At 71.9% G+C, this 25,368-nt stretch carries 20 protein-coding genes; 3 read left to right on the top strand and 17 right to left on the bottom strand.

What is annotated here, in order from left to right:
- Nucleotides 1-3 precede the first annotated feature (3 nt).
- From ACH47X_RS16175 to ACH47X_RS16165, 3 genes are read right to left on the bottom strand one after another with little or no spacing between them, the layout of a single operon-like run.
- Nucleotides 4-999 carry an ABC transporter permease gene (locus ACH47X_RS16175; protein WP_397405603.1) on the bottom strand — a complete coding sequence of 332 codons (996 nt, stop codon included), beginning with the start codon at nucleotides 997-999 and terminating at the stop codon, nucleotides 4-6.
- Nucleotides 996-2,021: an ABC transporter permease gene (locus ACH47X_RS16170; protein WP_142032461.1), complete on the bottom strand. Its 1,026-nt coding sequence runs from the start codon at nucleotides 2,019-2,021 to the stop codon at nucleotides 996-998. The genes ACH47X_RS16175 and ACH47X_RS16170 overlap by 4 nt, the downstream gene beginning before the upstream one ends.
- On the bottom strand, nucleotides 2,018-3,538 hold the full coding sequence (locus ACH47X_RS16165) for a sugar ABC transporter ATP-binding protein (RefSeq protein WP_397405602.1): 1,521 nt from the start codon (nucleotides 3,536-3,538) through the stop codon (nucleotides 2,018-2,020). The genes ACH47X_RS16170 and ACH47X_RS16165 overlap by 4 nt, the downstream gene beginning before the upstream one ends.
- A 229-nt stretch (nucleotides 3,539-3,767) precedes the next feature.
- Here ACH47X_RS16165 and ACH47X_RS16160 point away from each other — a divergent pair, with 229 nt between their 5' ends.
- Nucleotides 3,768-5,213 carry an APC family permease gene (locus tag ACH47X_RS16160; protein WP_397405601.1) on the top strand — a complete coding sequence of 482 codons (1,446 nt, stop codon included), beginning with the start codon at nucleotides 3,768-3,770 and terminating at the stop codon, nucleotides 5,211-5,213.
- A 191-nt stretch (nucleotides 5,214-5,404) separates the two neighbouring features.
- On the opposite strand, the gene ACH47X_RS16155 is transcribed toward ACH47X_RS16160, so the two are convergent.
- Nucleotides 5,405-5,782, bottom strand: coding sequence for an L-rhamnose mutarotase (locus ACH47X_RS16155; RefSeq protein ID WP_036965698.1), 378 nt, complete (start codon nucleotides 5,780-5,782; stop codon nucleotides 5,405-5,407).
- An 85-nt stretch (nucleotides 5,783-5,867) separates the two neighbouring features.
- On the opposite strand from ACH47X_RS16155, the gene ACH47X_RS16150 reads away from it, so the two are divergent.
- Nucleotides 5,868-6,896: a LacI family DNA-binding transcriptional regulator gene (locus ACH47X_RS16150; protein WP_397405600.1), complete on the top strand. Its 1,029-nt coding sequence runs from the start codon at nucleotides 5,868-5,870 to the stop codon at nucleotides 6,894-6,896.
- 88 nt (nucleotides 6,897-6,984) lie between these two features.
- On the opposite strand, the gene ACH47X_RS16145 is transcribed toward ACH47X_RS16150, so the two are convergent.
- The 13 genes from ACH47X_RS16145 to ACH47X_RS16085 all read right to left on the bottom strand — a co-directional run bounded on the left by ACH47X_RS16145 (nucleotide 6,985) and on the right by ACH47X_RS16085 (nucleotide 23,653).
- Nucleotides 6,985-8,268, bottom strand: a complete 1,284-nt coding sequence (locus ACH47X_RS16145) for a serine hydrolase domain-containing protein (RefSeq protein ID WP_397405599.1) — start codon at nucleotides 8,266-8,268, stop codon at nucleotides 6,985-6,987.
- 221 nt (nucleotides 8,269-8,489) lie between these two features.
- Nucleotides 8,490-10,844, bottom strand: a complete 2,355-nt coding sequence (locus ACH47X_RS16140; RefSeq protein WP_397405598.1) for a rhamnogalacturonan lyase — start codon at nucleotides 10,842-10,844, stop codon at nucleotides 8,490-8,492.
- A gap of 114 nt (nucleotides 10,845-10,958) precedes the next feature.
- The gene (locus tag ACH47X_RS16135; protein WP_397405597.1) at nucleotides 10,959-11,669 is read right to left on the bottom strand and encodes a Poxvirus protein I5; all 711 of its coding nucleotides are present in this window, start codon (nucleotides 11,667-11,669) and stop codon (nucleotides 10,959-10,961) included.
- A gap of 5 nt (nucleotides 11,670-11,674) precedes the next feature.
- Nucleotides 11,675-12,577, bottom strand: a complete 903-nt coding sequence (locus ACH47X_RS16130) for a carbohydrate ABC transporter permease (protein WP_142032449.1) — start codon at nucleotides 12,575-12,577, stop codon at nucleotides 11,675-11,677.
- Nucleotides 12,574-13,557, bottom strand: a complete 984-nt coding sequence (locus tag ACH47X_RS16125) for a carbohydrate ABC transporter permease (protein WP_397405596.1) — start codon at nucleotides 13,555-13,557, stop codon at nucleotides 12,574-12,576. The genes ACH47X_RS16130 and ACH47X_RS16125 overlap by 4 nt, the downstream gene beginning before the upstream one ends.
- A gap of 2 nt (nucleotides 13,558-13,559) precedes the next feature.
- A complete protein-coding gene (locus ACH47X_RS16120) occupies nucleotides 13,560-14,888 on the bottom strand; it encodes an ABC transporter substrate-binding protein (RefSeq protein ID WP_397405595.1) in 1,329 nt (442 codons plus the stop codon).
- A 552-nt stretch (nucleotides 14,889-15,440) separates the two neighbouring features.
- Nucleotides 15,441-16,535: a Gfo/Idh/MocA family protein gene (locus tag ACH47X_RS16115; protein WP_397405594.1), complete on the bottom strand. Its 1,095-nt coding sequence runs from the start codon at nucleotides 16,533-16,535 to the stop codon at nucleotides 15,441-15,443.
- A 333-nt stretch (nucleotides 16,536-16,868) separates the two neighbouring features.
- The gene (locus ACH47X_RS16110; protein ID WP_397405593.1) at nucleotides 16,869-18,365 is read right to left on the bottom strand and encodes a mannitol dehydrogenase family protein; all 1,497 of its coding nucleotides are present in this window, start codon (nucleotides 18,363-18,365) and stop codon (nucleotides 16,869-16,871) included.
- The gene (locus ACH47X_RS16105; protein ID WP_397405592.1) at nucleotides 18,358-19,212 is read right to left on the bottom strand and encodes an ABC transporter permease; all 855 of its coding nucleotides are present in this window, start codon (nucleotides 19,210-19,212) and stop codon (nucleotides 18,358-18,360) included. The genes ACH47X_RS16110 and ACH47X_RS16105 overlap by 8 nt, the downstream gene beginning before the upstream one ends.
- Nucleotides 19,212-20,138, bottom strand: a complete 927-nt coding sequence (locus ACH47X_RS16100) for an ABC transporter permease (protein WP_397405591.1) — start codon at nucleotides 20,136-20,138, stop codon at nucleotides 19,212-19,214. The genes ACH47X_RS16105 and ACH47X_RS16100 overlap by 1 nt, the downstream gene beginning before the upstream one ends.
- Before the next feature lie 28 nt (nucleotides 20,139-20,166).
- Nucleotides 20,167-21,327, bottom strand: a complete 1,161-nt coding sequence (locus ACH47X_RS16095; protein WP_397405590.1) for an ABC transporter ATP-binding protein — start codon at nucleotides 21,325-21,327, stop codon at nucleotides 20,167-20,169.
- The gene (locus ACH47X_RS16090; protein ID WP_397405589.1) at nucleotides 21,324-22,556 is read right to left on the bottom strand and encodes an extracellular solute-binding protein; all 1,233 of its coding nucleotides are present in this window, start codon (nucleotides 22,554-22,556) and stop codon (nucleotides 21,324-21,326) included. The genes ACH47X_RS16095 and ACH47X_RS16090 overlap by 4 nt, the downstream gene beginning before the upstream one ends.
- Nucleotides 22,557-22,612: 56 nt before the next feature.
- The gene (locus ACH47X_RS16085; RefSeq protein ID WP_397405588.1) at nucleotides 22,613-23,653 is read right to left on the bottom strand and encodes a LacI family DNA-binding transcriptional regulator; all 1,041 of its coding nucleotides are present in this window, start codon (nucleotides 23,651-23,653) and stop codon (nucleotides 22,613-22,615) included.
- Between the two features lie 167 nt (nucleotides 23,654-23,820).
- On the opposite strand from ACH47X_RS16085, the gene uxaC reads away from it, so the two are divergent.
- A complete protein-coding gene (gene uxaC, locus ACH47X_RS16080; protein ID WP_397405587.1) occupies nucleotides 23,821-25,257 on the top strand; it encodes a glucuronate isomerase in 1,437 nt (478 codons plus the stop codon).
- Nucleotides 25,258-25,368: the final 111 nt, after the last annotated feature.

The following is a 25,368-nucleotide window of genomic DNA, read 5'->3' as shown; positions in this document are numbered from 1 at the left end:
TCCCTAGCTTCCGTGCCCGGCGGACGAGCGCCGTCGGACCCTGAGGCCCCCCGCGATGCGCGGGGCGACCACCGACACGACGAGCGCCGTGCCGATCACGATGTTGATGACGTTGACGGTGACGCCCTCCAGCCGCAGGGCACTGCCGAGCACGCCGATCAGCAGCACGCCCGCGACCACCCCGTGCATGGCGCCGCGGCCGCCGAAGATCGATACCCCGCCCAGCAGCACCGCCGCGACGACCTGCAGCTCCAGGCCGGTCGCGTTGTCGCCCCGGGCGCTGCCGTAGCGGAGCGTGTAGTAGACGCCCGCGAGCGCCGAGACCGCCCCGGACAGCACGAACAGGATGAGCAGGGTGCGCTTGACGTCGACGCCGGAGAACCGGGCGGCCTCGCTGCTGCGGCCGATGTCGAGCACGTTCCGGCCGAACGGTGTGGCGTGCAGCAGCACGGCGAAGACGGCGATCAGGAGGACCAGCCCGAGCGTGATCGCCGGCCAGGGCGACTCCCCCAGCTTCTCGGTGGCGCCGTCGGTCCAGCTCTCGGGGAAGTCGGTGACGGCGGTGGTGCCCAGCAGCCCGACGGCGAGGCCGCGGTAGAGGGCGAGGGAGCCGATGGTGACCGCGAGCGACGGCAGGCCGCCGTAGGCGACGAGCGCCCCGTTGAGCGCACCGCACACCGCGCCGAGCAGCACGGAGGCCGGCAGCGCGAGCCACAGGTCGGCACCGGCCTGGTGCAGCAGGCCGAAGGTGACGCTGGACAGCCCCACCACGGACGCGACCGACAGGTCGATCTCGCCGGTGGCGATGATCAGCGTCATGGGCAGCGCGATGAGCAGCACGGGGGCGACGTCGAGCACCAGGTAGGTGATGGTGAGCGGGCCGTCGAAGCCCTGCACGGTCGCGGAGGCGACCACCCAGGCAGCGACCAGGATCAGCACGGTCAGCATCTCGCGGGTGAGCAGCGCGCGCTGCCACCAGGGACGGGCGTGGGTCCTCATCGGTTCGCCTCCTCGCGGTCGGCTGGTCCGCCTTCGCCGGGTTGGTCGGTGTCGCGTTCGGCCGCGAGGCGGTGCGACCGCCGCCGGGCGAGCACGCGGTCCAGCGCGATGGCGCCGATGATGAGCGCGCCGACCACGGCGCGCTGCCAGAAGTCGGGGATGCCCACCACCGGCAGGGCGCGGTTGATGGTCAGCAGCAGCATCGCGCCGAGCGCGGCACCCGCGACGGTGCCGCTGCCGCCGAAGATCGCGACGCCGCCCACCACGACGGCGCCCACGACCTGGAGCTCGATGCCGAGCCCGGCGCCGGACGACACGGTGCCGTACCGGGCGGCGAACATGACGCCGGCCAGCCCGGCGAGCGCGCCGCCCAGGGCGAACGCCCCGAGCAGCCGGCGGCGCACGGGCAGGCCCTGCAGCTCGGCGGCGTCGGGGTCGGACCCGATCGCGTAGAGCTGCCGGCCGCCGCGCGCGGTGTACATGTAGTAGGCGACGACGGCGAGCACGACGGCGGCGACGATCGTCAGCACGGGAATGCCCAGCACCTGCTGGGTGCCCAGCGCGAGGAACGACCGGGGCATGTCCCCGGCGTCGATCCGGTCGCTGCCGGCCCAGGTCAGCGCGATGCCACGGTAGACGTACAGCGTGCCGAGCGTGATAACGAGCGCCGGCACGCGGGCGAACGCCACGATCGACCCGTTGACCAGGCCGAGCACGGCCCCTGCCGCGACGGCGACGAGCGCCACCACGACGATCGGCAGGTCGGGCGCCTCGATGAACAGGCGGCCGGTGAGGTACGCGGTCAGGCCCAGCACGGAGCCCACGGACAGGTCGACGTTGCGGGTGATGACCACGACCGCCTGGCCCACGGCGAGCACCACGAGGATGGCGGGCGTGAGCAGCAGGTCGCGGAAGCCGCCGGAGCTGAGCAGGAAGCCGGGCTGGATGGCCGTGGTCACGCCGATCACGACGAGAAGGGCGAGGGCGATACCGGCCTCGCGGCGGCGCAGCAGGGCGCTCATGCCGCGCCCTCCTGCCCGGCGGACGCGCCCGGCGTCGCGGCACGCATCACGACCTCGGGGGTCGCCTCCGCCCGGCTCAGCTCGGCGGCGATCCGCCCTTCGCGGACCACGAGCACGCGGTCGGCCATGCCCAGCACCTCCGGCAGCTCGGACGAGATCATGAGCACGGCAAGTCCCTCGGCGGCCAGCGTGGACAGCAGCCGGTGCACCTCCGCCTTGGTGCCGACGTCGATGCCGCGCGTGGGCTCGTCGACGATCAGGACCTTGGGGCCCGTGGCCAGCCACTTGGCGAGGACGACCTTCTGCTGGTTGCCGCCGCTCATGGTCGTGGCCACCGCGTCCAGCGCGCCGGCCTTCACCGCCAGCCGGCCGGACCAGTCGCGCGCGAGCCGCGCCTCGGCGTCGGGCAGCAGGATGCCAAGGCGCGCGAGGCGCCGTCGGGAGACGGCCGAGACGTTGCGGGCCACCGACGACTCGGTGACCAGGCCCTCCAGCCGCCGGTCCTCGGGGACGAGGGCGAGGCCCGCGGCGATGGCCGCGGTCGGGTCGCCCGGGCGCAGGGCCCGCCCGCCGACGACGACGCGGCCGGCGTCGTACCGGTCGACGCCGAACACGGCGCGGGCGATCTCGCTGCGCCCCGCCCCGACGAGGCCTGCCAGGCCGACGATCTCGCCCGCGCGCACGTCGAAGGACACGTCGTGGAACGTGCCGGTGGACTGCAGGCCTTCGACCCGGAGCACCACCTCGCCGGGGGTGCTCGACACCTTGGGGTAGAGGTCGGCGACGGCGCGGCCGACCATGCGCCGCACCAGGTCGCCGGCCGTCACGTCGGCGACCGGGTCGGTGGACACGTGCTCGCCGTCGCGCATCACGGTGACGGTGTCGCAGAGCTCGGCGACCTCGTCGAGGCGGTGCGAGATGAAGACGACGGCGTGGCCGGCGTCGCGCAGGCCACGGGCGACCGCGAAGAGCCGGCGCACCTCGACGGCGCTGAGCGCCGCCGTCGGCTCGTCCATGACGAGCAGCCGGGCGTCCAGGGAGATCGCCTTGGCGATCTCGACGATCTGCTGGTCCGCGATGGACAGCCCCTCGGCCGGGCGGTCCGGGTCGAGGTCGACGCCGAGGTCGCGGAAGAGCTGCCGGGTCCCGGCCCGCATGGCGCGGCGGTCGATGCGGCGGAACCGGCCGAGCGGCTCCCGGCCCAGGTAGATGTTCTCGGCGACCGTCAGGTCGGGAAAGCTCGCGGGCTCCTGGTGGATGACGGCGACCCCGGCCGCCTTGGCCTCGGCAGGGCCGCTGAAGTCGACGGGCTCGCCGTCGAGCTCGACCACGCCGGCGTCGCGGCGGTGCACGCCGCCCACGATCTTGACCAGCGTCGACTTGCCCGCGCCGTTCTCCCCCACGAGCGCGTGGATGGTGCCGGGCTGTACGACCAGGGTGCCGGAGCGGAGCGCGGCCACGGGTCCGAAGGACTTGGCGACCCCTTCCAGGCGCAGCGTCGGTGCGGCGTTCTGCATGTCTCTCCGTCGAGCTCTGCGGGCGGTCGGCATTGACCTGAATCACCCGTTTGAATCGTTCAAACAGATACTTCGGAAGATAGACCTGCCAGGTCAGAGCGTCAAGAACTTCCGGCGCGTCCGTTGCCGAGATGTGTCCTTTACGGAACTCTTTACCGATCAGGGGTGAACCTGCCCGCAGCGCACGGAGGTGGCCCGAGGGCGTGTCGCCTCAGATCGGAGGCGAGGAATGAGCCAGCCAACTGCCGAGGAGAACGCGGTCCTCGGTGAGGAACCCACCGAGCTCAAGCGGGTCATGGGACCCAAGCTCCTCCTGCTGTTCATCGTGGGCGACATCCTGGGCACCGGCATCTACGCGCTGACCGGCAAGGTCGCCGCGCAGGTCGGCGGTGCGGCCTGGGCGCCGTTCGTCGTCGCGTTCGCCATCGCGCTGGTCACCGCCTTCTCGTACCTGGAGCTGGTGACCAAGTACCCCCGCGCCGCGGGCGCCGCGCTCTACACGCACAAGGCGTTCGGCGTGCACCTGCTGACGTTCATGGTCTGCTACACCGTCATGTGCTCCGGTATCACCTCTGCGTCGACCGCCTCCCGGGCGTTCGCCTCCAACCTCGCGGTGGGCTTCGGGCTGGACGAGTCCAACGCGGCGCTGATCATCACCATCGCCCTGGTGTTCATGGGCGTCGTCGCCGCGGTGAACCTGCGCGGCGTCGGCGAGAGCGTCAAGGCGAACATCTTCCTGACGCTCGTCGAGCTGTCCGGCCTGCTGCTCGTGATCCTGATCGGCTTCTACGCCGCGTTCGCCGGCCAGGTCGACTTCTCCCGGACCATCGTGTTCGAGGACCCCAACGACAAGGGCGCCTTCTTCGCCGTCACGGCGGCGACCGCCCTGGCCTTCTTCGCCATGGTCGGGTTCGAGGACTCGGTGAACATGGCGGAGGAGACGCACGACCCCGTCCGGAACTTCCCCAAGATGATGATCGCCGGCATCGGCATCACCGGAATCATCTACGTGCTCGTCTCGCTGTTCGCCGTGGCGATCGTGCCGGTCGGCGTGCTGGCCGAGAGCGACACACCGCTGGTGACCGTGGTCGAGACCGCGGCGCCCGGCATCCCGGCGGGCGACATCCTGCCGTTCATCTCGATGTTCGCGGTGGCCAACTCGGCGCTGATCAACATGCTGATGGCGAGCCGGCTGCTGTACGGCATGGCCAAGCAGAACGTGCTGCCCGGCGTGCTGGGACGGGTGGGCGTCCGGCGCCAGACGCCGTGGGTGGCCATCCTGGTGACCACGGTCATCTCGTTCGGGCTGATCTACTTCGTCAGCCGGGACCCGGACAACGACGTCGTCGCCGCGCTCGGTGACACGACTGCGCTGCTGCTCCTGGGCGTGTTCGCCATCGTCAACGTCTGCGTGCTGGTGCTGCGCCGGGACCCGATCGACCGCCGGCACTTCGTGGCGCCGACGGTGCTCCCGATCATCGGCGCCCTCGCCTGCGCGTTCTTCGTGGGCCCGTGGACGGGGCGCGACCCGCTGACCTACACGATCGCCGGGTGGCTCCTGGGGATCGGCCTCGTGCTGTGGCTGCTGACGTGGATCACCAACCGGCTGGTCGGGCAGCGCGGCGGGATCTCGGACATCGACGCCCTGAGCGAGCGCGAGGGCGGCGTCAACTAGGGGCTCTGCTCCCCCGGTCCGGTTTCCGCTGTCGCCCTTTCCTTTGAGGCCTAAGTTTCTTCGCTTTGGACTAATCCAAAGCGAAGAAACTTAGGCCTCAAAGGAAAGAGACGAGACCGGGTCGACGACGGCGGGTCGACGACGGCGGGGTGGGCCCGCGACGGGCGGGGCCCGCGACTGCCGTCAGCGGGTCAGTGGTCCTCGGACGGAGCCGCCTCCGGCAGGGCCGCGAGCTGGGACTCCAAGTGGAACACCTCGTCCAGCAGCACGAACCCGTCGTCCGGGTTGCCCTCGTCGACGAAGAAGCCGGACATCGCGGCCTGCCAGCGGGCGTTGACCTCGGTCGCGGCCATCCCGCGCTGGGCCGCAGCGTAGTCGTCGGTCTCGAGGAACCCGACGAGCAGCCCGTCGTCGCGCAGGAACAGGTGGTAGTCGCGCCAGCCGGTGTCGCGCAGGGCCTCCAGCATCTCGGGCCAGACGGCGGCGTGCGCCGCCCGGTACTCGTCGAGCCGGTCCGCCCGCACCCTGGACGTGAAACAGACGCGTGCACCAGCGGTGTTGCTCGACATGTCCGGTCCTCCGGTTCATTCCCCGTGGAGGGCGACCTCCGCCCTGAAACGGTTCATAATGTAGCCCGAAGCAAGGAGGCGCTCCATGACCCAGCCGGCTGCTCACCGCCGAGCATCCATCGCCGACGTCGCCCGTGCCGCGGGCGTCTCCGTCGGCACGGTGTCCAACGTGCTCAACCGTCCCGAGCGTGTGCTGCCCGGGACCCGCGAGCGGGTCGAGGCCGCGATCGACGAGCTGAGCTTCGTCCGCAACGGCTCGGCCCGGCAGCTCCGCGCGGGGACCATCACCACGGTCGGCGCGATCGTGCTGGACATCGCCAACCCGTTCTTCACCGATCTGGCGCGCGGCATCGAGGAGCGCCTGGACCGTGACGACTTCACGCTGATGGTCGCCTCGTCCGACGACGACCCCGACCGCGAGCAGCGCTACCTGCGCCTGTTCGAGGAGCACGGGGTACAGGGCGTGATGGTCGTGCCGGCCACCGACGACATCGAGCACCTCCTCGCCGTCCGCCGGCGGGGCACCGGCGTGGTGCTGCTGGACCGGCCGTCGTCCGACCCGAGCATCTCGTCCGTGGCCGTCGACGACGTGCGCGGCGGCGAGCTCGCCGCGCGGCACCTGCTCGACGAGGGACACACGCGCATCGCGTTCCTGAACGGCCCGCACACGATCCGGCAGTGCGCCGACCGGCACGAGGGCGTCGTCAAGGAGCTGGTCGCTGCCGGGCTGGACCCGGCGACCGCGCTCGTCGAGGTGACGGTGCCCAGCCTCAACGCCGACGGCGGGGAGGCCGCGGTCCGCGGGCTGCTGGAGCAGGGCGACCGGCCCACCGCCGTGTTCTGCGTCAACGACCTGGTGGCGCTGGGCGTGCTGCGTACGCTCCGCACCGAGAACATCGCGGTCCCGGCCGAGGTGGCGGTCGTGGGGTACGACGACGTGACGTTCGCCGCCGAGCTGTCCACGCCCCTGACGTCCGTGCGGCAGCCGACGCACGAGCTCGGCGCCCGCGCCGCGGACCTGCTGCTGAACGGGCCGGACGCGACCGCCGAGCACGTGATGTTCCAGCCCACGCTGGTGGTACGGGCGTCCAGCACCTCCACCCCGCCGAAGTAGGACCAGGGGAGAAGGAACGCCGGCGAGCCAGGACCCCCGCACGTGCGGGGTCCTGGCTCGCCCTGGTTCTATCGCGGCGGGGTGGGTCTCAGCAGGTCGCCTCGAGCATCGGGACCAGCATGTCGTTGAAGTCGTACAGCGCGTCCTGGTCCAGCGTGACGTTGCGCCCGGTCACGCCGAGCGCGATCTGCCGCTCGCCGTCGAGCGACGTGAAGTTGACGCTCAGGGTGCCGAAGCTCGCGCCGTCGTGCCCGTAGAAGTACTCACCCGGCACGCACGGGTCGGGCAGGCGGTAGGTGCCCAGGCCGTACTCGGCCATCTCGGCGCTGCGCGGCGTGAGCATGTCGGTCACGGTCTCCGGGCCGACCAGCTTGCCGGTGACCAGGGCCTCGTTGAACGCCGCGAGGTCCCTGGTCGTGCTCGTCACGGCGCCCGCCGCGCGGAACAGCGTCGGGTCGAAGTGCCGGATCGAGTACCAGCCCGCGCCGTCGGCGCCCGTGTACGCGGCGTCGTGCAGGAACGGCCCGCGCTTCCGGGGGCTGTCCGGGTAGTCGCTCGACCGCATCCCGGCCGGCTCGAAGACGCGCTCCTCGAGCAGGTCGTCCAGGTCGGTCTTGTTCACCTTCTCCAGCATCATGCCGAGCGTCACGAACCCGGCGTTGGAGTAGGAGAAGCCCGTGCCCGGCTCGAGCATCCAGGGCGCGGTGTGCGCGGCCCGCACGTGGTCACCCTCGGAGTAGTGGTCGCCCAGCACCTCGAAGTACTCGTCGATGTCGGCCGGGTCCTGCATCTTGTCGAGGATCAGGTACTCCGACGCCGTCGGGGCGCCCGAGGTGTGGCTCAGCAGCTGCTCGATCGTCACGTCGCGCGGCAGGGCGCCGGGCAGCACGTCCTCGACGCTGGTGTCCAGCGTCCAGGTGCCCTTCTCGATCTCCTGCATCACGAGGGTGGCGATCATCGGCTTGGTGTTGCTCGCGACCCGGAACTGGTCGCCCGTGCGGGCGCGGGCGTGCCCGTCCAGCTCGCGGACGCCGCCGGCGCCCGCCCAGGTGAGGTCCGGCGTCTCGACGCGCGCGGTGACGGCGACCGCGCCGTCGTCCACCAGGCCGGCGACGGCCTCGTCGAGCTCGCGGCGGACATCGGTGCTGGGCGCCTTCCGGACACCGGCCGAGGGGCCGGCGGCCTGCTCGGCTGCCTCCAGCACCTTCTGCGCCAGCGCCATCGGGTCGTCGACCGCCGCCACGGGCGACGGCGCGGCGCTCACCGGGGCGTCCGACGGCGCGGCCTGCGCGATCGCCCCCGCTCCGGTGAGCGGCAGCGCGCCGGCCACCACCACGCCCAGGGCTGCTCTGACTCGGCGGTGTGCATTCATGGGGATGCTCCTTCGTCTCGGCACCCCGCCAGTCTGCTGGGGGCCGGAAACGGATGGATCCCCCGCAAGAAGGACATCTGACCAGGCACTCCGCCCTCCGGGTGAGCCCCTTGGTAGGAGGCCCCCACCTGCAGCGAGTTCGGTCGGTTGCCTTGAGACCGGTCGGTTGACCGACCGGTCTCAAGGCAACCGACCGAACTCAGTTAGCCAGGCGCCAGAGGTCAGCGCCGGCCGGGCACCGGCACCCTCGACCAGTCCGTGTCCGAGGCCAGGTAGAAGCTCGGGTACGACGGCTGGTTGTAGGTGGTCTGCTGACGCGCCACCTCGACCCGGTACTGCGGGTCCTGCATGAGCGTGTACAGCGCGATGTCGCTCGGCTCGGTCGTGGTGAACACCCGCAGGGCGGTCGAGTCGGTGGTGCGCACCAGCACCTCCTCGCGCCAGTCGCCGAGCACGTCGGCCACCAGCGACGGGTTGCCCTTGGTGCCGTTGTTGGTCAGCGTCCCGTCCAGCGTCGCGACGGTGCCGCGCGCCCAGTCCTTGATCGTCGGCGTCGCCGGGTCCGCGCCGTCGACGACCTGCGTGGTGCCGTCGCCGGCCCACCGCACGGACTGGTTGGTACCCATGGTCGACGTCGCCACCTGCTCGCCCGTGGCGCTCAGCGTGCCCGACCCGAGGGTGCCGTCCGGCATGGACGCCCACACCTCGATGCCCGGCACGTCGGGCAGCACGTCACCGATCATCGAGCGGCCCGTGTCGCGCCCCGAGTACTGGCCGAACAGCACCTCGCCGGTCGCGGCGTCACGCATGGCCGAGCCGTACGGCGCCCAGGTGCCGCCCTCGTGCGCGGTCCAGATCTCCAGGCCCGGGCGGTCCGGGTCGATGTCGGTCACGTGCATGGCGTCGCCGTGCCCCAGGCCCGCGTTCGCCCCCGGGTTCGCCGACCCCTCGGGCAGCGTGTCGAACGACGAGTACAGCAGCGAGCCGTCGTCGTCGAGCGTCGCGGAGCCGTAGACGATCTCCTGCTTGCCGTCGCCGTCGACGTCGGCCGCCGACAGCGAGTGGAAGCCCTGCGTGGTGATGCTGCCCCACTCGGGCGAGGTGCCGGGCACGCCGTGCGGGCTGTCGTTGAACGGGTTGGACATGGGCGTCCAGCCCGAGTCCGCGAGCCAGCGCCGGGTCAGCTTCTTGCCGTTCCAGTCGTACGCGGCGATCGTCGAGCGCGTGTAGTAGCCGCGCGCGAAGATCGCGCTCGGCCGGCCCTCGGACAGGTACGCGACGCCGGACAGGAATCGGTCCACCCGGTTGCCGGGCTCGATGCGCGCCATCGCGTAGTCGCCCCAGAGCAGGCCGTCGTCGGTGCGCCCCGGCTCGTAGTCGACCGTCTCCAGCGGGCGGCCGCTGAGCCCGTCGAAGACGGTGAGGTACTCCGGGCCACTGATCACGAAGCCCTCGAACAGCCGGAGCTGGTTGCGCGTCGAGCGCGCGGGCGCGTACACGTCGATGAAGTGGTCGACGGCGGCGCGCGCGTCGGCGTCGGACAGCGGGTAGGTCCAGCGGGACTCGATGCCCCACGCCTCCTCGAGCGTGGCGGGCCACTGCCCGCCGGTCACCTCGGGGCGCGACGACCAGCCGCGGAACGTCTCCACGAGGTGCTCGTAGTAGTCCCCGGCCGACATCCGGTAGTCGTCCGTGTCGCGCACGCCGGCCGCGCGGTCGTCCTTGGCGATCGGCACGTAGCTCTGCCTGGCGGGCTTGCCGTCGCGATAGGTGGTGACGCGGGTGCCGGGGGCGGTCTTGACCATCAGCTCGGCGCGGCCGTCGCCGTCGTAGTCGTAGACGGGGAACTGCGTGTAGTGCGCGCCCGCGCGGATGTTGACGCCCATGTCGATGCGCCAGAGCTGCGTGCCGTCGAGCTCGTAGGCGTCGAGGTAGACGTTGCCCGTGTAGCCGACCTGGGACACGTCCTTGGAGTTGGACGGGTCCCACTTCACGACGACCTCGTAGTCGCCGTCGCCGTCGAGGTCCGCCACGGAGGCGTCGTTCGCGCGGTACGTGTAGGCCTCGCCGGCGGGCGTGACACCGTCGGCCGGCTTGTTCAGCGGGATGTCCAGGTGCCCGTCGCCCCACACGTCGGCCGACGCCGACCGGCCCTTGTTCGGTCCGCTCAGCGGCACCACGCGGTACCGGGCGTCGGCCGTGCCCGCGGCGTCGAGGTAGTTGGTCGCGCCCGTGACCGTGGCGACGCGCCGCCCGTCGCGGTACACCGCGAAGCCCGGGCCCTCCAGCCCGGCGTCGGTGTGCCCGGTGACCTCGGGCGCGAGCAGCCGCCAGCTCAGGAACACGCCCTCGCTGGTCGCGGCGGCCACCAGCCCGCGGCCCAGCCTCTCGGTGGTCTTGGCGCCCGACGTCGGTCGCCCGCCTCGGGCGGTCTCGTCGCCCTGGGGAGTGGGCTCAGCCGTGGCCGGGGCGGTGGTCGGGACGGTCGCGGCGAACGCCGCGGCGCCCACCCCGCTCAGCCCCAGGCTCAGGGCCGTCGCCAGCACGGCGCCGGTCCGGATGGTTCTCGGGATCATGGATGGAATTCCTCTCTGAACTCTCAGATCACACGAAGATGTGCGCTTCTACTCAGTCATCGCGCCCGAAAACACGGGTGTTCCCGGGCGCGATGACTGGGTAGAGGCGCACTTTCAGTCGACCGGGCGCCGCACGCGCCGGGTCTCGACGGCGACCGCCGCCAGGGCGAGCAGGCCACCCGTCACCACGACGAGCGGCGTCAGCATCCAGACGAGCACCACGCACATCACCAGCGCCGCGAGCAGCAGCGCCGACCCGGTGAGGTCGTCGCGGGCGCGGGCGGCCCCGCGGGACAGCAGCTGCCGGACGCCGGGAGCACCGGCCCCGCCGTCATCCAGCCCCCCACCGCCGACGCCGTCCGCGCCCGCCGGGGCCGCACCGGCACCGGCCGCCACGTCGTCGTCCGACCACGCCGTCGTCGTCCGCACGAGCACCACCGCGGCGCAGGCCGCGGCCGCCCACGTGACCCACCGGACGGCCGAGGAGCCGGGCAGCGCGCCCGACGCCGTCAGCCCGGTGTTGACCGTCACGGCCACCGCGGCGAGGAGGGCGAGGACGCCCAGCAGCCAGAGGCCGCGCACGGCCGCCAGCCAGTCCCGCCAGAACGAGCGGACCGAGGTGTCGTACCCGCCGAGGTGCCGGCGCAGGTGCGCGGCCCCGGCGGCGAGCGCCGCCGGGGCGGTCACGACGGGCAGGCTGCCGGCGAGCACGAGCAGCCCGGTCAGCAGGGTCTCCCCCAGCAGGGGGAACCAGCCCTCCCCGGCCGTGCGCCGTCCGCGGCCCGACGGCGCCGTGGTCTCCTCGGTCTGCTCCTGGGCGTCCACGGTGATCAGCCCTTCAGACCCTGCGTGGCGACGCCGTCCACCAGGTAGCGCTGGAACACCACGAAGAACAGCAGCACGGGCACCAGGGCGAGGACAGCCATGGCCATCTGAGCGCCGTAGTCGGACACCGACGTCTGGTCCACGTAGAGCCGCAGCGCGATGGGCAGCGGGTACGTGTCGGGACGCTTGAGGTAGAGCAGCGGCCCGAGGAAGTCGTTCCACGACCAGATGAACGCGAAGATCGAGCTCGTGATCACCGCGGGCCGCATGAGCGGGAGAAGCACGAGGCGGAAGATGCCCCAGTGCCCGCAGCCGTCGATCCGCGCGGCCTCGTCGAGCTCCCGCGGCAGCCCGCGGAGGAACTGCACCATGAGGAAGACGAAGAACGCCTCGGTGGCCAGGAACTTGGGTGCCAGCAGGGGCAGGAACGTGTTCACCAGGCCCATGGAGTTGAACAGGATGTACTGCGGGATGATGACCACGTGGAACGGCAGCAGCATCGTGCCGATCATCACCGCGAAGTACACGCCTCGGCCGGGAAAGTTGATCCGCGCGAACGCGTAGGCCGAGACTGTGGCCGACAGGACGATGCCCACGACCGAGCCGACCGCGAGGATCAGCGAGTTGAGCACGAACGTCCAGAACGAGACGCCACCGATGCCGGCGAACGCCGACGCGTAGTTGTCCAGCGTCCAGGTCTCGGGCCACAGGTTCACGTTGCCGACGATGTCGCCGCTCGGCTTGAACGAGCTCATCACCATCCACACGCCGGGGTACAGGATCACCACGGCGACGGCGATCACGAGCACGTGGAAGACGACGGACCGCACGCGCTTGCGCCGGGTCGCCGTCGCGCTCGTGGTGGTGCTCACGGTGGTGCGCGGGGCGGTCGTGGTCGCTGTCGTCATCGCACGTCTCCCGTGTAGTGGACCCAGGCACGCGAGGTGCGGAACAGGACGGCAGTGATGATGCCGACCACGAGCACGAGCACCCACGCCATGGCCGAGGCGTACCCCATGCGGAACTCCGTGAAGCCCTTGAGGTAGAGGTAGAACGTGTAGAAGAGGGTCGAGTCGGCCGGGCCACCCGTGCCGCCCGAGATGATGAATGCCGAGCTGAACACCTGGAACGCGCCGATCGTCTCGAGCAGCAGGTTGAAGAACAGCACGGGCGAGAGCATCGGCAGCGTCACGGAGACGAACCGGCGGATCGGTCCGGCGCCGTCGACGGCGGCTGCCTCGTGCAGCTCGGCCGGGATCTGCTTGAGGCCGGCCAGGAAGATCACCATGGGGGCGCCGAACTGCCAGACGGCCAGCAGGATCATCATCGGCATGGTCATGCTCGGGTCGCCCACCCAGCCTCCGGCCGGGAGGCCGAAGAACTGCTGGACCTGGTCGGCGATGCCGTCGTCGATGAACATGGCGCGCCACACGATCGCCACGGAGACGCTGGCCCCGATGAGCGACGGCGCGTAGAACATCGAGCGGTACGCGCCCTGGCCCCGGTGCTTGGCGTTCAGCAGCAGCGCGACCGCGAGGGCGGCGGCGAGCTTGACCGGCACGCCGACCAGCACGTAGACGGCCGTCACCTGGGCGGACTTGAGGAACCGCGGGTCGGCGAACAGGGCCGTGAAGTTGTCGATGCCGACGAACTGCGGGGCCCGGAACAGGTTGTAGTCGGTGAACGCGAGGTACAGCGACATCAGCATGGGGCCGGCCGTCAGCAGCACGAACCCCAGGAGCCACGGCGAGAGGAACGCGTACCCGGCCTTGACGTCGGCGCGATCGCGCTGCGGCTTGCCGCCGCCCCGTGCGGGGGACGACGTCGCCGTCCCCCGCACGCCGCCGCGCCCGGCCGCCCGACCGCGCTCGGTAGTGGTCGCGGACATGGTCACGCCCCGCCGAGGTTCGATTCAGCGCTCCGGAACCACTGGTCAGCGAACTCCTCCGGCGTGATGTTGCCGTAGGACAGCTCCTCGCCCAGGCGCTTGAACTCGGCCTCGACCACGCCGTAGCCCTCGACGGGCAGCGGGGTGTCCTCCGTGACGAGCTCGGCGACGTGCTCCTCGTAGCCGACGATCTTGTCGTCGATCGAGCCCTCGTCGACCTCCATCGCGTCCCGCTGCGCCGCGACCGCCGGGACACCCTTCGAGGTGCCGAAGATCTTGCCGACCCCGGGGTCGTTCACCAGGAAGTCGATGAGTGCCGCGGCAGCGTCCGGCTCCTGCGTCGTGGCGGACGACGACAGCAGCATCGACGGCTTCCAGAACTGCGCGGAACCGTCGGGGCCCGTCGGCACCGGCAGCAGGTCGAGGTTCTCGGAGCCCGCGCCGGCCGAGTAGCCGGCCATCATGTTGTCCCAGGTCATCTCGGTCGCGGCCTGGCCCACCTGCATGCCGGTGAGGGGCTCGACCTGCTTGGCGCGCTCGACGGGGAAGAACACGCCGTCGTCACGCAGCGGCTGGGTGCGCTCGGCCCACGCGACCAGGTCGGCCTTCTCGAAGGCCGGCGAGCCGTCGTCCGCGAATGCCGTCTTGCCCTGCTGGACCAGCCACTGGATGAACAGCCACAGCGTGCCGGTGTAGTCGGTGCCGCCGTAGATCTGCGGGTCGTGGTCGGCACCGGCGGCGCTGACCTCGCGCAGCCAGGCGTCGTACTCGTCCCAGGTCAGGCCCTCCTGCGGCGGCTCCATGCCGAGCTCGTCGAGCAGGTCGTCGTGGTGCATCATGCCGAGCGTGTTGGTGCTGGTCGGGATGCCGTACTGGCCGTCGTTGACCGAGCCCGAGGCGAGGACCGTCTGGTCGAAGTCGTCGGTGTTCAGGTTCACGCCGAGCTGGTCGGACAGGTCCAGCAGCTGGTTGTTCGACGCGTACTGGTGGATGTAGGCGAGGTCCATCTGGAACACGTCCGGCAGGGTCTGGCCCGCGGCCTCGGTGCTGCGCGCCGTCCAGTAGTCGTCCCACGCCTGGAACTGCGTCTGGACGTCGATGTTCGGGTGCTGTTCCTCGAAGAGCGCCACGGCCTCCTCGTACCTGGACGCGCGGTCGTCGTCCCCCCACCAGACCAGGGACAGCTCGATGTCCCGGTCGGTGGCGACGGGCGCGGCGTCGGCCGACGGGGCCTGGCCACCCCCGCACGCGGAGAGGGCGAGGGCCGAAGCCGCCGCGAGGGCCGTGACCTGGACGACGGCCGTCCGTGTGGTGGTGCTTCTGCGGACCACGTGAGCCTCCTTGCTCAATCTGCTTCTGGTGGCCGGCTGCATCCTCGACGGCCGACTGAATCGATACAATACCGCTACGGGAAGCGTTGTCCAGAGCCTGGGGTCAGGAATTCGTAACGAACCTCCCGTCGACCTGTGTCGGGTCGGCGGCAGACGAACGTAGGCCTGGTCGGCTCATGAGGCGTCATGAGCCGACCAGGCCTACGTTCGACTGGACCGGGTACGGAGTTGTGGTCTTCGGCAGCAGCCGGCTCAGGCCGCTGCCGCTCGACGTGACGCGCGATCAGCGACGACGCCGGGCGAGCGGCGGGCGGTCGAACGTAGGGATCGTCGGCGCATGAGCGCTCATCAAGCGACCATGCCTACGTTCGACGCCGGAGCCGCGCGGACGCCGGGGCCGGGTGGCGGTTGAACGTAGGGATCGTCGGCGTATGAGCGCTCATGGAGCGAGCATGCCTACGTTCGACGCCGCCCGCGGCGAGCCCACCGGGCGCCGGAGTGCCGCGATGCGAGGCCACGCCCGCCCGGCGCCGACGGCGCCAACCGTGACCGTCAGGCGGGGACTGACTTCAGCGGGGGCCAGCTCGGGCCCGTGCCGCGCATGGAGGCGTGGAACGGGTCACCCGGGGCGATCTCGCCGGCGCGCACCACCGCGCCCGTGAACGACGAGCGGTAGATCGCCGCCACCAGCTCCAGCGTGCCTCGCGTGTCCGCCACGGTGACCGGCGGCGCCTCGCCCGCGGCGAACGCCCGGTACGTCGGCACGAACTGCGCCAGGTGCCCCGACGGCAGCGCCCCGGGGTCCGCCTGCCACAGTTGCGCGACGTCGTCCCGGCCCGCCGCGGGCGTGAACGTCCAGTCCGCGTCGGAGTAGCCGTACAGGTGCGACAGCTCGACCGTCGCCGCCTCCGTGTCGAACCGCAGCTCGGACGTCTCGCGCGGCGACAGCAGCGAGTTGGCGATCGTCGCCATCGCACCGTTGGCGAACCGCACGATCGCCATCGAGACGTCCTCGGTGTCCACGTGCCGCGCCAGGCGGCCGGCCATCGCCGTCACCTCGGACCACGGCCCGAGCGTGGCGAGCAGCAGGTCGAACTGGTGGATGCCGTGGCCCATCGTCGGCCCGCCGCCCTCCGTGTCCCACCGGCCGCGCCACGGCACCTCGAAGTACGCCGGCCCGCGGAACCACATCGTGTCGCAGGTGGCGACGAGCGGGCGGCCCAGCGCTCCGTCGTCGAGCAGGCGGCGCAGCTGCCGCGCGCCGTGCCCGAACCGGTGCTGCACCACCTGCGTGAACGACGCCGTCGAGGCGGCCTCGGCCTCCGCGATCCGGTCGAGCTCCGCCAGCGACAGCGTGGCGGGCTTCTCGACCACCACGTGCACGCCCGCCTTCAGTGCGGCCACGGCGACGTCGGCGTGCACGCCCGGCGGCGTGCAGACGTGCAGCACGTCGGTCTCGCCGAGCACGTCCTCCAGCGAGGTGCCGTGCCCGGGCACGCCGTGCTCGGTCGCGAAGGCCTCGGCCCGCGCCACGTCGATGTCGACGGCGTGCACCAGGGTCGCGTCCACACCGTGCGCCGGCAGGTCCGCGATCGCTCGTGCGTGGGCTCCGGCGATGGCACCTGTGCCCAGGATCGTGACTCTCATCTTGCTCCGTCCTCGTCGACGCGTGTGATCGATCACCCGACCGTACGGACACGACCTCGCCGCACCCGTCGGCAGGCACCCTACCCGGGCCCCGCGCCAATGGAAAGGGCTTTCCGGGCGGCATCGGACCGCACGCCGCGCGCCGGGGCGGCGTCGGAAGGCCCCCGCCGATCCCCTTTGAGGCCTAAGTTTCTTCGCTTTGAACAGCGCCAAAGCGAAGAAACTTAGGCCTCAAAGGGGAGGTGGCTCAGCCGACTGACCAGCCCCGGCCCAACCAGGCCAGGCCAGGCCAGGCCAGGCCCGGCCCGGCCCAACCAAGCCCGGCCCGGCAGGTCAGCGCTCTACCGCGCCGATCTCCGCCGCCACCGCGTCGACGAACGTGTCCGGCGTGTCCTCGGGCAGCAGGCCCGGGAGCGCGAGCAGGGCCCGGAGGTCCTCCTCGGCACCGGCGAGCCCGGCGACGTCGCCCAGCCCGTCCATGCCGCCGGGGACCTCGGCGGCCTCGACCAGGGCCTCGAGCTCCGCGGCGCGCGGGTCGTCGACGCCCTCGCCGGAGTGCGTCCGACGTCGGACGAACTCGGCCCACGCGGCCAGGCCGAACGCCACGCCGCGCGGCTCGCGCCCGGCGGCGAGCGAGTCCGCGAGCACGCCGCCCCAGCGGAACGGGATCTTCTGGGTGCCGTCCATCGCCACCTGCGCCGTGGTGTGCCCGGTGTGCGGGTTGGCGAACCGCGCCAGGATCTGCTCGCCGTACTGCTGCAGGTCCAGGCCGTCGGGCGGGGTGAGTGTGGGCAGTGCGTCCTCGAACAGGTACTGCCGCGCGCGCTGCGCGATCACCGGGTCGGTCACGCCGCCCGCGATCGTCGAGTGCCCGGCGAGCCAGCCCGAGTACGCGACCAGCGAGTGCGTTCCGTTGAGCAGCCGCAGCTTGGCCTGCTCGAACGGCGCGACGTCCTTGGTGAGGGTGGCCCCGGCGGCCTCCCACGCGGGGCGCGGCCCGGCGAACCGGTCCTCGATCACCCACTGCGCGAACGGCTCGCCCACCACGAGACCCTCGTCCCGCACGCCGAGCGTCTGCTCCACCTGGTCCCGCTGCTCCGGTGTGGTGGCCGGCACGATCCGGTCGACCATGGAGCACGGGAACGTGACGCTCGCGTCGAGGTACGCACGCAGTCCGTCGCCCTCGCTCCCGGGCAGCGCCGCGTCCACGGCCTCCCGGACCAGGCGTTCGAGCACGCGGCCGTTGTCGACCATGTTGTCGCAGGTCAGCACGGTAATGGGAGCGCCAGAGGCGGCACGCTGGGCCAGCCCGCGCACCAGCAGCCCGATGGCAGAGGCCGCCGGGCGGACGGCGTCCTCGCCGGCCTCCGTCACGGCGGCCAGCGCCGCGAGGTCGGCGGCCACCGCCTCGGTGTCCAGCGAGCCGTCGGGCCGCCGCGCGTAGCCCTTCTCGGTGATCGTCAGCGTGACCACGTGGGTCGACGGCGCGGCGATCGTGTCGAGCACGCGCGCGGTCTCCTCGGCGGGGTACGCGACGTCGACCACAGAGCCGATCAGCTCGACCGACGACTCCTGCTCGCCCGCGGTGAGCACGGCGTACACCCCACCCTGCGGCCGGAGCTGGTCACGCACCGTCGCGGAGCGCTGGGTGACGCCCAGGATGCCCCAGCGGGTGTCGCCCGTCGCGATCGCGGCGCGCTCCGTGTACACGGCCTGGTGCGCGCGGTGGAACGCCCCGATGCCGAGGTGGACTATCCCCACCGCCGTCGGCATCACAGGGGCGTCGATGCCCACCGGGATACGGTCCCGGTGCAGGCGGTCCTCAGTCATCACGTGTCTCCTTGACTTGTGCCACGAGCTGCGTCGGGTTCACGAACCGCAGCGCCACCACGAGCATGGCGAGCATCGTCGCGGTGTAGATCACCGACATGGCCGAGATGAGCTGCCTCGCCTCGCCACCGCCGGCGGCCGTCATGCCACGGTAGATGGCTACGACGAGTGTGTCCGAACCTGGGCCCGAGACGAGGAACGTCAGCTCGAAGAGCCCGACGGTCCGCACGAGCACCAGGATGGCCGCCGCGAGGATACCCGGCACCAGCAGCGGTGCGAGGATCCGGGTGAACACCTGCCGTGTCCGGGCCCCGCACATCCGGGCGGCCGACTCGATGGCGGGATTGATCTGCTCGATGAAGGGCGTCATCGTCAGGATCACGAACGGGACGGACGGCACGAGGTTGACCAGCACGACGGCGGTCAGCGTGCGGCCCAGCCCGAACGAGTACATGACGGTGGCGAGCGGGATGCCGTAGGTGACGGGCGGCATGAGCACCGGCAGCAGGAACAGCAGCATGACGGCGCGCTTGCCGGGGAAGTCCCGCCGGGCCAGCGCGTACGCGGCGGGGACACCCACCAGCACGGAGATCACCACGACGAGCACGGCGACGCCGACGGTGACGCCGATCACCTCGCCCAGGTCGAACCGGTCCCAGGCCTCGACGTAGCGCTCGGCGGTGAACCCGTCGGGCAGCCAGGTGTCGAACCACTGCCGGCCGAACGAGTCGACGACCACCGCGACGAGGATCCCGAGCAGGAACACCCCGAACGCCGTCATGCCCGCCCAGACGAACCAGGTGGACGGCCGCGCGGCGAGCGGCCGCTCCAGCGTTGACGTGGCCATCAGCCCTTCCCTCCCGTGGTCCCGCGGTACAGCAGCGAGCGCAGGCCCAGCACCGCCACGACGACGACGAGCTCGACGGCGCCCATCATCAGCGCGATGGTGGACGCCATGGTGTAGTCGTTCTGCTCGCCGAAAGCCCGGAACGCCATGAGGGACATGACCCGGGTCTCGCCCATGGCGTCGCCGACCAGCCGCGCCGAGGGGAACACCGAGAAGGCGAGCACGAACGTCAGCACGAACGTGGTGGCCAGCCCGGGGGCGAGCAGCGGCAGCACGATCCGCCGGAACCGCTGCCACCAGCCGGCGCCCAGGGTCTTGGCGGCCTGCTCCAGCGACGGGTCGATGCCCGACAGGTAGGACGAGATGAGCAGGAACGCGAACGGGAAGCCGGTGATGATCAGCGAGAGCATGACGCCCAGGTAGTTGTTCACCAGCTTGAGCGGCTCGTCGATCAGGCCGATCTCCAGCAGCGCCCGGTTGATCCAGCCCTGCCGCCCCGCGAAGATCAGCAGGCCCTGCGCGGTGAGCACCGTGCCCAGCGTGATGGGCAGCACCAGCAGCGACGTCAGCAGCCGCTTGCCGCGGAACCGGTGCCGCAGCACCATCGCCACCGGCACCGACGCCAGCACGTTGAACAGGGCGGCCGGCAGCGCGAGGCGCATCGTGAGCCACACGGAGTCGAACACGAACGGGTCGCGGAAGAACGCCACGTAGTTCGCGAGGGCGCCGCCGCCCCACTGCTCCCGCGTGGCGGCGGTGGGCTGGACGGTGAGCCCGATCCCGTACGAGAACGGGTAGACGAACAGCGCGACGGCGACCACGAGCCCGGGCACGAGCAGGAGCAGCGTCGGGTCGACTCCCCGCTCGGCCAGGCGGTGCCGCAGGCTCGCGGTGGCGCGGCCCGGCCGTTGCCCGACGGCGCTCACGGTGTGGCTCCCCGGCCGACGACGCGGCTCACGCCGCCACCTCCTGCGGCACGACGACGGCGTCCAGGGACTCGGGGAACACGAGCACCCGGTCGACCGGCGCGGTCAGGGTGACCGCGCCGCCGACGTCGGGCGCCGTCGTCGCGCGGGCGTGGAGCATGGTGTCTCCGGCCTGGACGCCGACGGCGAACTCCCGCCCGTGGTACTCGACCACCGAGACGGAACCCGGGACGGAACCCGCATCGCTGGTCGTTCCCCCGCCGCTCGTCGAGGCAGGCTCGGCCCGCGGGGCTCCCGTCACCGTGAAGTCCTCCGGCCGGACCGCGACCCGCACCCGGTCCCCCGCACCCAGGCCCCCGACGGCGCGCCCGGTGAGCCGCACCCCGCCGTCGCCCGCCGAACCCACGTGGGGCAGCTCGACCACGGCCTCGCCCCCGGACGCCGAGACGACGGTCGCGGGCAGGATGTTCCGGTACCCCATGAAGTCGGCGACGTACCAGCTTGCCGGGCTCTCGTAGAGCTCGTCGGGCGTGCCGACCTGCTGCACGCGGCCCTCGCGCATGACCACCAGGCGGTCGGCCAGGGACAGCGCCTCCTCCTGGTCGTGCGTCACGTAGATGGTGGTGAGTCCCAGCGACTGGTGCAGCCGCCGGATCTCGGTGCGCATGTCGAGGCGCAGCTTGGCGTCGAGGTTCGACAGCGGCTCGTCCATGAGCACCAGCGACGGCTCGAGCACCACCGCACGGGCGATCGCCACGCGCTGCTGCTGGCCGCCCGAGAGCTGGCCGGGCAGCTTCTTCGCGTGCTCACCGAGCTTGACCAGGTCGATCGCGGCGCTCACCCGCGCGTCGATCTCGGCCCGCGGCACGCCCCGCATCTGCAGCCCGAACGCGACGTTCTTGGCCACGCTGAGGTGCGGGAACAGGGCGTAGGACTGGAAGACCATGCCGAACCCGCGCCGCTCAGGGGGCAGCGTGTCGATCCGCCTCCCGTCGAGCCGGATCTCCCCGTGCGTCAGCGGCAGCAGGCCGGCCAGGCAGTTGAGCGCCGTCGACTTGCCGCAGCCGGACGGCCCCAGCAGCGCGACGAACTCGCCCGCCCTGATCGTCAGGTCCAGCCCGGCCAGCGCGTCCACCCCGCCGAAGCGCCGGCCGACGCCCCGCAGCTCCAGGGACTCGAAATCGCTCATTCGGCCTCTTCCTCCACCTTGCCGCCGCCGACCTCGCGGTCCCAGATGTCGAACGCGGTCACCATCGAGTCCGCGTCGAGCGGCACGACGGCGTCCTGCGACTCGATGAGCTCGTCGAACAGCGGCCGGCCGAACTCCTCGATCACGTCCTGCGACTCCTGCGGGGCGAGGTCGAGCGTGGCGCCCTCGACCGCCGGACCCGGGTAGAAGTAGCCGGCGTCGTACGCCTTGGCGTTCTGCTCGGGGGTGAGCATGTCCTGCAGCAGGAGCAGGATCGCGCTGATCTTGTCGGCGCTCTGGCCCTTCGGGATCGCGGCGTAGTGCGCGTCGGTGACCCACGTGAAGTCGTCGAACGCGGCGGCCTCCAGCGTGTCCGGGAGCTGACCCTCGGCGCGCGGGGCGATGTCCCAGCCGGTGGTGGTCGGGATCATCGACCAGGTGCCGTCGGCCATGTTGGTCACGACCTGGCCGGTGCCCGTCGGGTAGGTGTCCACGTACTGGCCGAGGTCCTTGAGATACGCCCAGGTCTTGTCCCAGCCGTTCTCGGGGTCGGTCGGGTCCTCGTCGCCCAGGATGTAGGGCAGGCCCATCAGGAACGTGCGGCCGGGACCGGAGTTCGCGGGGCGCGCGTACCCGAACTTGCCCGGGTTGGCCTCCGCCCACTCCAGCAGCTCCTCGGGCGTGGCCGGCGGCGTGCCGACCACCTCGGGGTCGTACTGCAGCAGCGGACCGGACGGGTAGTACGTGGTCACCACTCCGTAGCCCTCGGCGAGCTCCTGCATGTTCGCGGCCGGCTCCAGGTAGTTCTCCTGGTTGGTCAGCCGGTCGCCGTAGTCGTCCACGACCGGGATCCACAGGTCCTGACCGATGCCGGCGGCGAGCCCGTCGTTGCCGGTGAACACCACGTCGATGGACAGGTTGCCGCTGTCCACCTGCGGCTTGACGATGCCCGTGACGTCGGGCGCGCCACCTGTCTCCCACGTCACCGACTCGATGACGTCCGGGTTGTTCTCGACGAACTCGTCGACCATGCCCTCGGTGAGCCGCTGGTTGCCCGCGACGTCGAGGATGTTCAGGGTGACCGGCTCCGACGGCGTGTCGGGGACGTCGGCCGCGTCGGTCACGGCGCCGCCGCTCTCGCCCCCGGGCGGGGCGGGCGGGGCGCACGCGGTGAGCAGGGCCAGCGCGGCGACGCCCGCGAGCGCCACCGCCTTCTTCGAGGTACGCATGGTGCCTTCCTCTCTCCCGGGCTCCGTCGCCCGGGCGTCTGTGGCCGGGTCGGACGTCAGCCGGCCGTCCCGGCGGGTGCGGGTCCTGAGGACCCGCGGATCGTGAGCTCCACGGGGAGCTGGACGCTCGCCGGCGTGCCGCCGCGCAGGCGCGCGAGCAGCAGGTCGACGGCGCGCCGGCCCAGGCGGGCCAGCGGGGCGTGCACGGTGGTCAGCGCGGGCGAGACCAGCGTGGCGAGCTGGACGTCGTCGAACCCCACCACCGACATCCGGCCCGGTACGTCGATGCCGCGCTGGCGCAGCCGGTCCAGGATGCCGAGGGCCATGAGGTCGTTGAACGCGACGACGGCGGTGACGCCGCTCGCCACCGCGTGGTCGGCGGCCTGGGTGCCGCCCGCGAAGTACGGCTGGAAGGTGCCGAGCCGCACCAGCCCGAGATCCCACCGCGAGGCGGCGGCGGCGAGCCCCGCGACGCGTCGTCGGCCGGACCAGGACGACGGCGGGCCGGCCGCGACGCCGACCCTGCGGTGCCCCAGGGCGTGCAGGTGGCCGATGATCTGCGCGACGCCGTCGGCGTCGTCCACGGCGACGAACGGGACGGTCTCGGGGGCGGTGGTGTCGCCGTCGGTCCCGGGGCCGGTGCCGGGCGCGGCCGCCGGCAGCTCGCGGCTGGCGAGCACCGCCGTCAGCCCGTCGAGCGCCGCCCGCAGCTCGGCCTCGCCCGAGCGGGGCGAGGCCAGCAGCAGGCCGTCGGTCCGCGCGGCGAGCGCTCCGATCAGCTCGGGCTCGACGTCGGCGTCCTCGTCGGTGTCGGCGACGAAGACCTCGTAGCCCTCGGCGCGGGCCCTGGCCTGGACGCTCTTGGTCACGGACGCGAAGTACGGGTTCTCCAGGTCGGGGACCAGCAGCCCGACGGCGTGCGTGCGACCCATCCGCAGGCCGCTGGCCGCGAGGTTGGGGCGGTAGCCGAGCTCGGCGGCGATCCGGGTCACGCGGTCACGGGTCGTGGCCGCCACCCGCTCGGGGGCGGTCAGCGCGCGTGACACGGTGGAGATCGAGACCCCGGCGGCGCGCGCGACGTCGTGCACCGTGACCATGCCACCTCCTGGTGATTCGCGACACTGCGAACGTTTGCACACTATCGTAGGGTTTGACTGCAAACGTTCGCAATGCTCCGCTTCTCACGTTCGTGTCGAGGCTTGGCAATGCCTACGATGTGGAAGCGCTTACCCCGAACCGGCAACGATGCCCGCAGGAGGACTCTGTGACCGACACCTGGACGCTGCACCCCGACCGCGCCCTGCCCGCCGACCCCGTGACCCGGCCGATCGCGCGCGAGATCTACGCGGCGGTCCAGCACCTCCCGATCGTCTCGATGCACGGCCACGTGGACGTCACCGCCTTCGCGGACGACGAGCCCTTCCCCGACCCGGCCCAGCTCCTCGTGGTCCCCGACCACTACCTGACGCGGATGCTCGTGTCGCAGGGCGCCAAGCTCCCCGAGCTGGGCGTCGGCCCGGCGGTCGCGCCCGGGTTCGAGTCCGACCCCCGCGAGATCTTCCGCCGGTTCTGCGCGGGCTGGAAGCACTTCCGCGGCACGCCCACGCGGTACTGGATGGAGCACGAGCTGGTCGAGATCTTCGGCGTGACGGTGCGGCCGTCCGCGGAGACGGCCGATCAGGTCTACGACCAGATCGCCGAGCGGCTCGCCGACCCGGACTTCCGGCCGCGCGCCCTCCTGGACCGGTTCGGCATCGAGGTCATCGCCACGACCGACCCGGCCTGGAGCACGCTCGACGAGCACACCCGGCTCGCCGCCGAGCTGCCCGGCCGGGTGCTGCCGACCTTCCGCCCCGACCCGCTGCTGCACCCCGCGCGCACCACCTGGCGTGACGACCTGGAGAAGCTGGCCAAGGCCTCGGGCATCGCGACCGACTCGTACGCGGGCTACCTGGCCGCGCTCCGCGAGCGCCGCGCCGCGTTCGTCGCCGCGGGTGGCCTGGCCACCGACCACGGGCACTTCAGCGCGGACACCACGCCGCTGCCCGACGAGGTGGCGCGCGCCCTGTTCGAGAAGGCCCTCGCGGCCGGGCCGGCCGGGGACGGCACGGCGCTCTCCGCGGCCGAGGAGGCGGCGTTCTCCGCCCACATGCTGTTCCAGATGGCGGGGATGGCCACCGAGGACGGCCTGGTCATGCAGTTCCACCCCGGGGTGCTACGCGACCACGACCCCGCCGTCGCGGCGGCGTTCGGCCCCGACAAGGGGTACGACATCCCCGTGACCGCCGAGTTCACGCAGGGTCTGCGGCCGGTGCTGGAGGCGTTCGGCAACTCGGAGACCTTCCGGATGATCGCGTTCACCATCGACGAGGACGTGTACTCGCGCGAGCTCGCCCCGCTGGCCGGCGTCTACCCGGCGCTGCGCCTGGGCGCGCCCTGGTGGTTCCTGGACGCGCCCGACGCGATGCGCCGGTTCCGCGAGGCCGCCACCGAGACCGCCGGGTTCTCGAACATGTCCGGCTTCGTGGACGACACCCGCGCCTTCTGCTCGATCCCCGCGCGGCACGACCTGGCACGTCGCGTCGACGCCGGCTACCTCGCCCGACTCGTGGCGGAGCACCGGCTCGACCTGGACGAGGCCGTCGAGACCGCGGCCGACCTGGCCTACCACCTGCCCAAGGCGGCGTACGCGGCGCGCTGACCCGGACTTGCCGGAGGCGCGCGGCGTGCTCTCCTTCGAAGCCTAGGTTTCTCCGCTTCGAGGCGGCTCAAAGCGGAGAAACCTAGGCTTCGAAGGAGAGGGCCGGCCGCG

This window comes from Promicromonospora kroppenstedtii, from assembly GCF_044389675.1.
GTDB lineage: Bacteria > Actinomycetota > Actinomycetes > Actinomycetales > Cellulomonadaceae > Promicromonospora > Promicromonospora kroppenstedtii.
The sequence above is the reverse complement of the archived record's forward strand: the minus strand, read 5'-3'. Positions and strand labels throughout refer to the sequence as shown.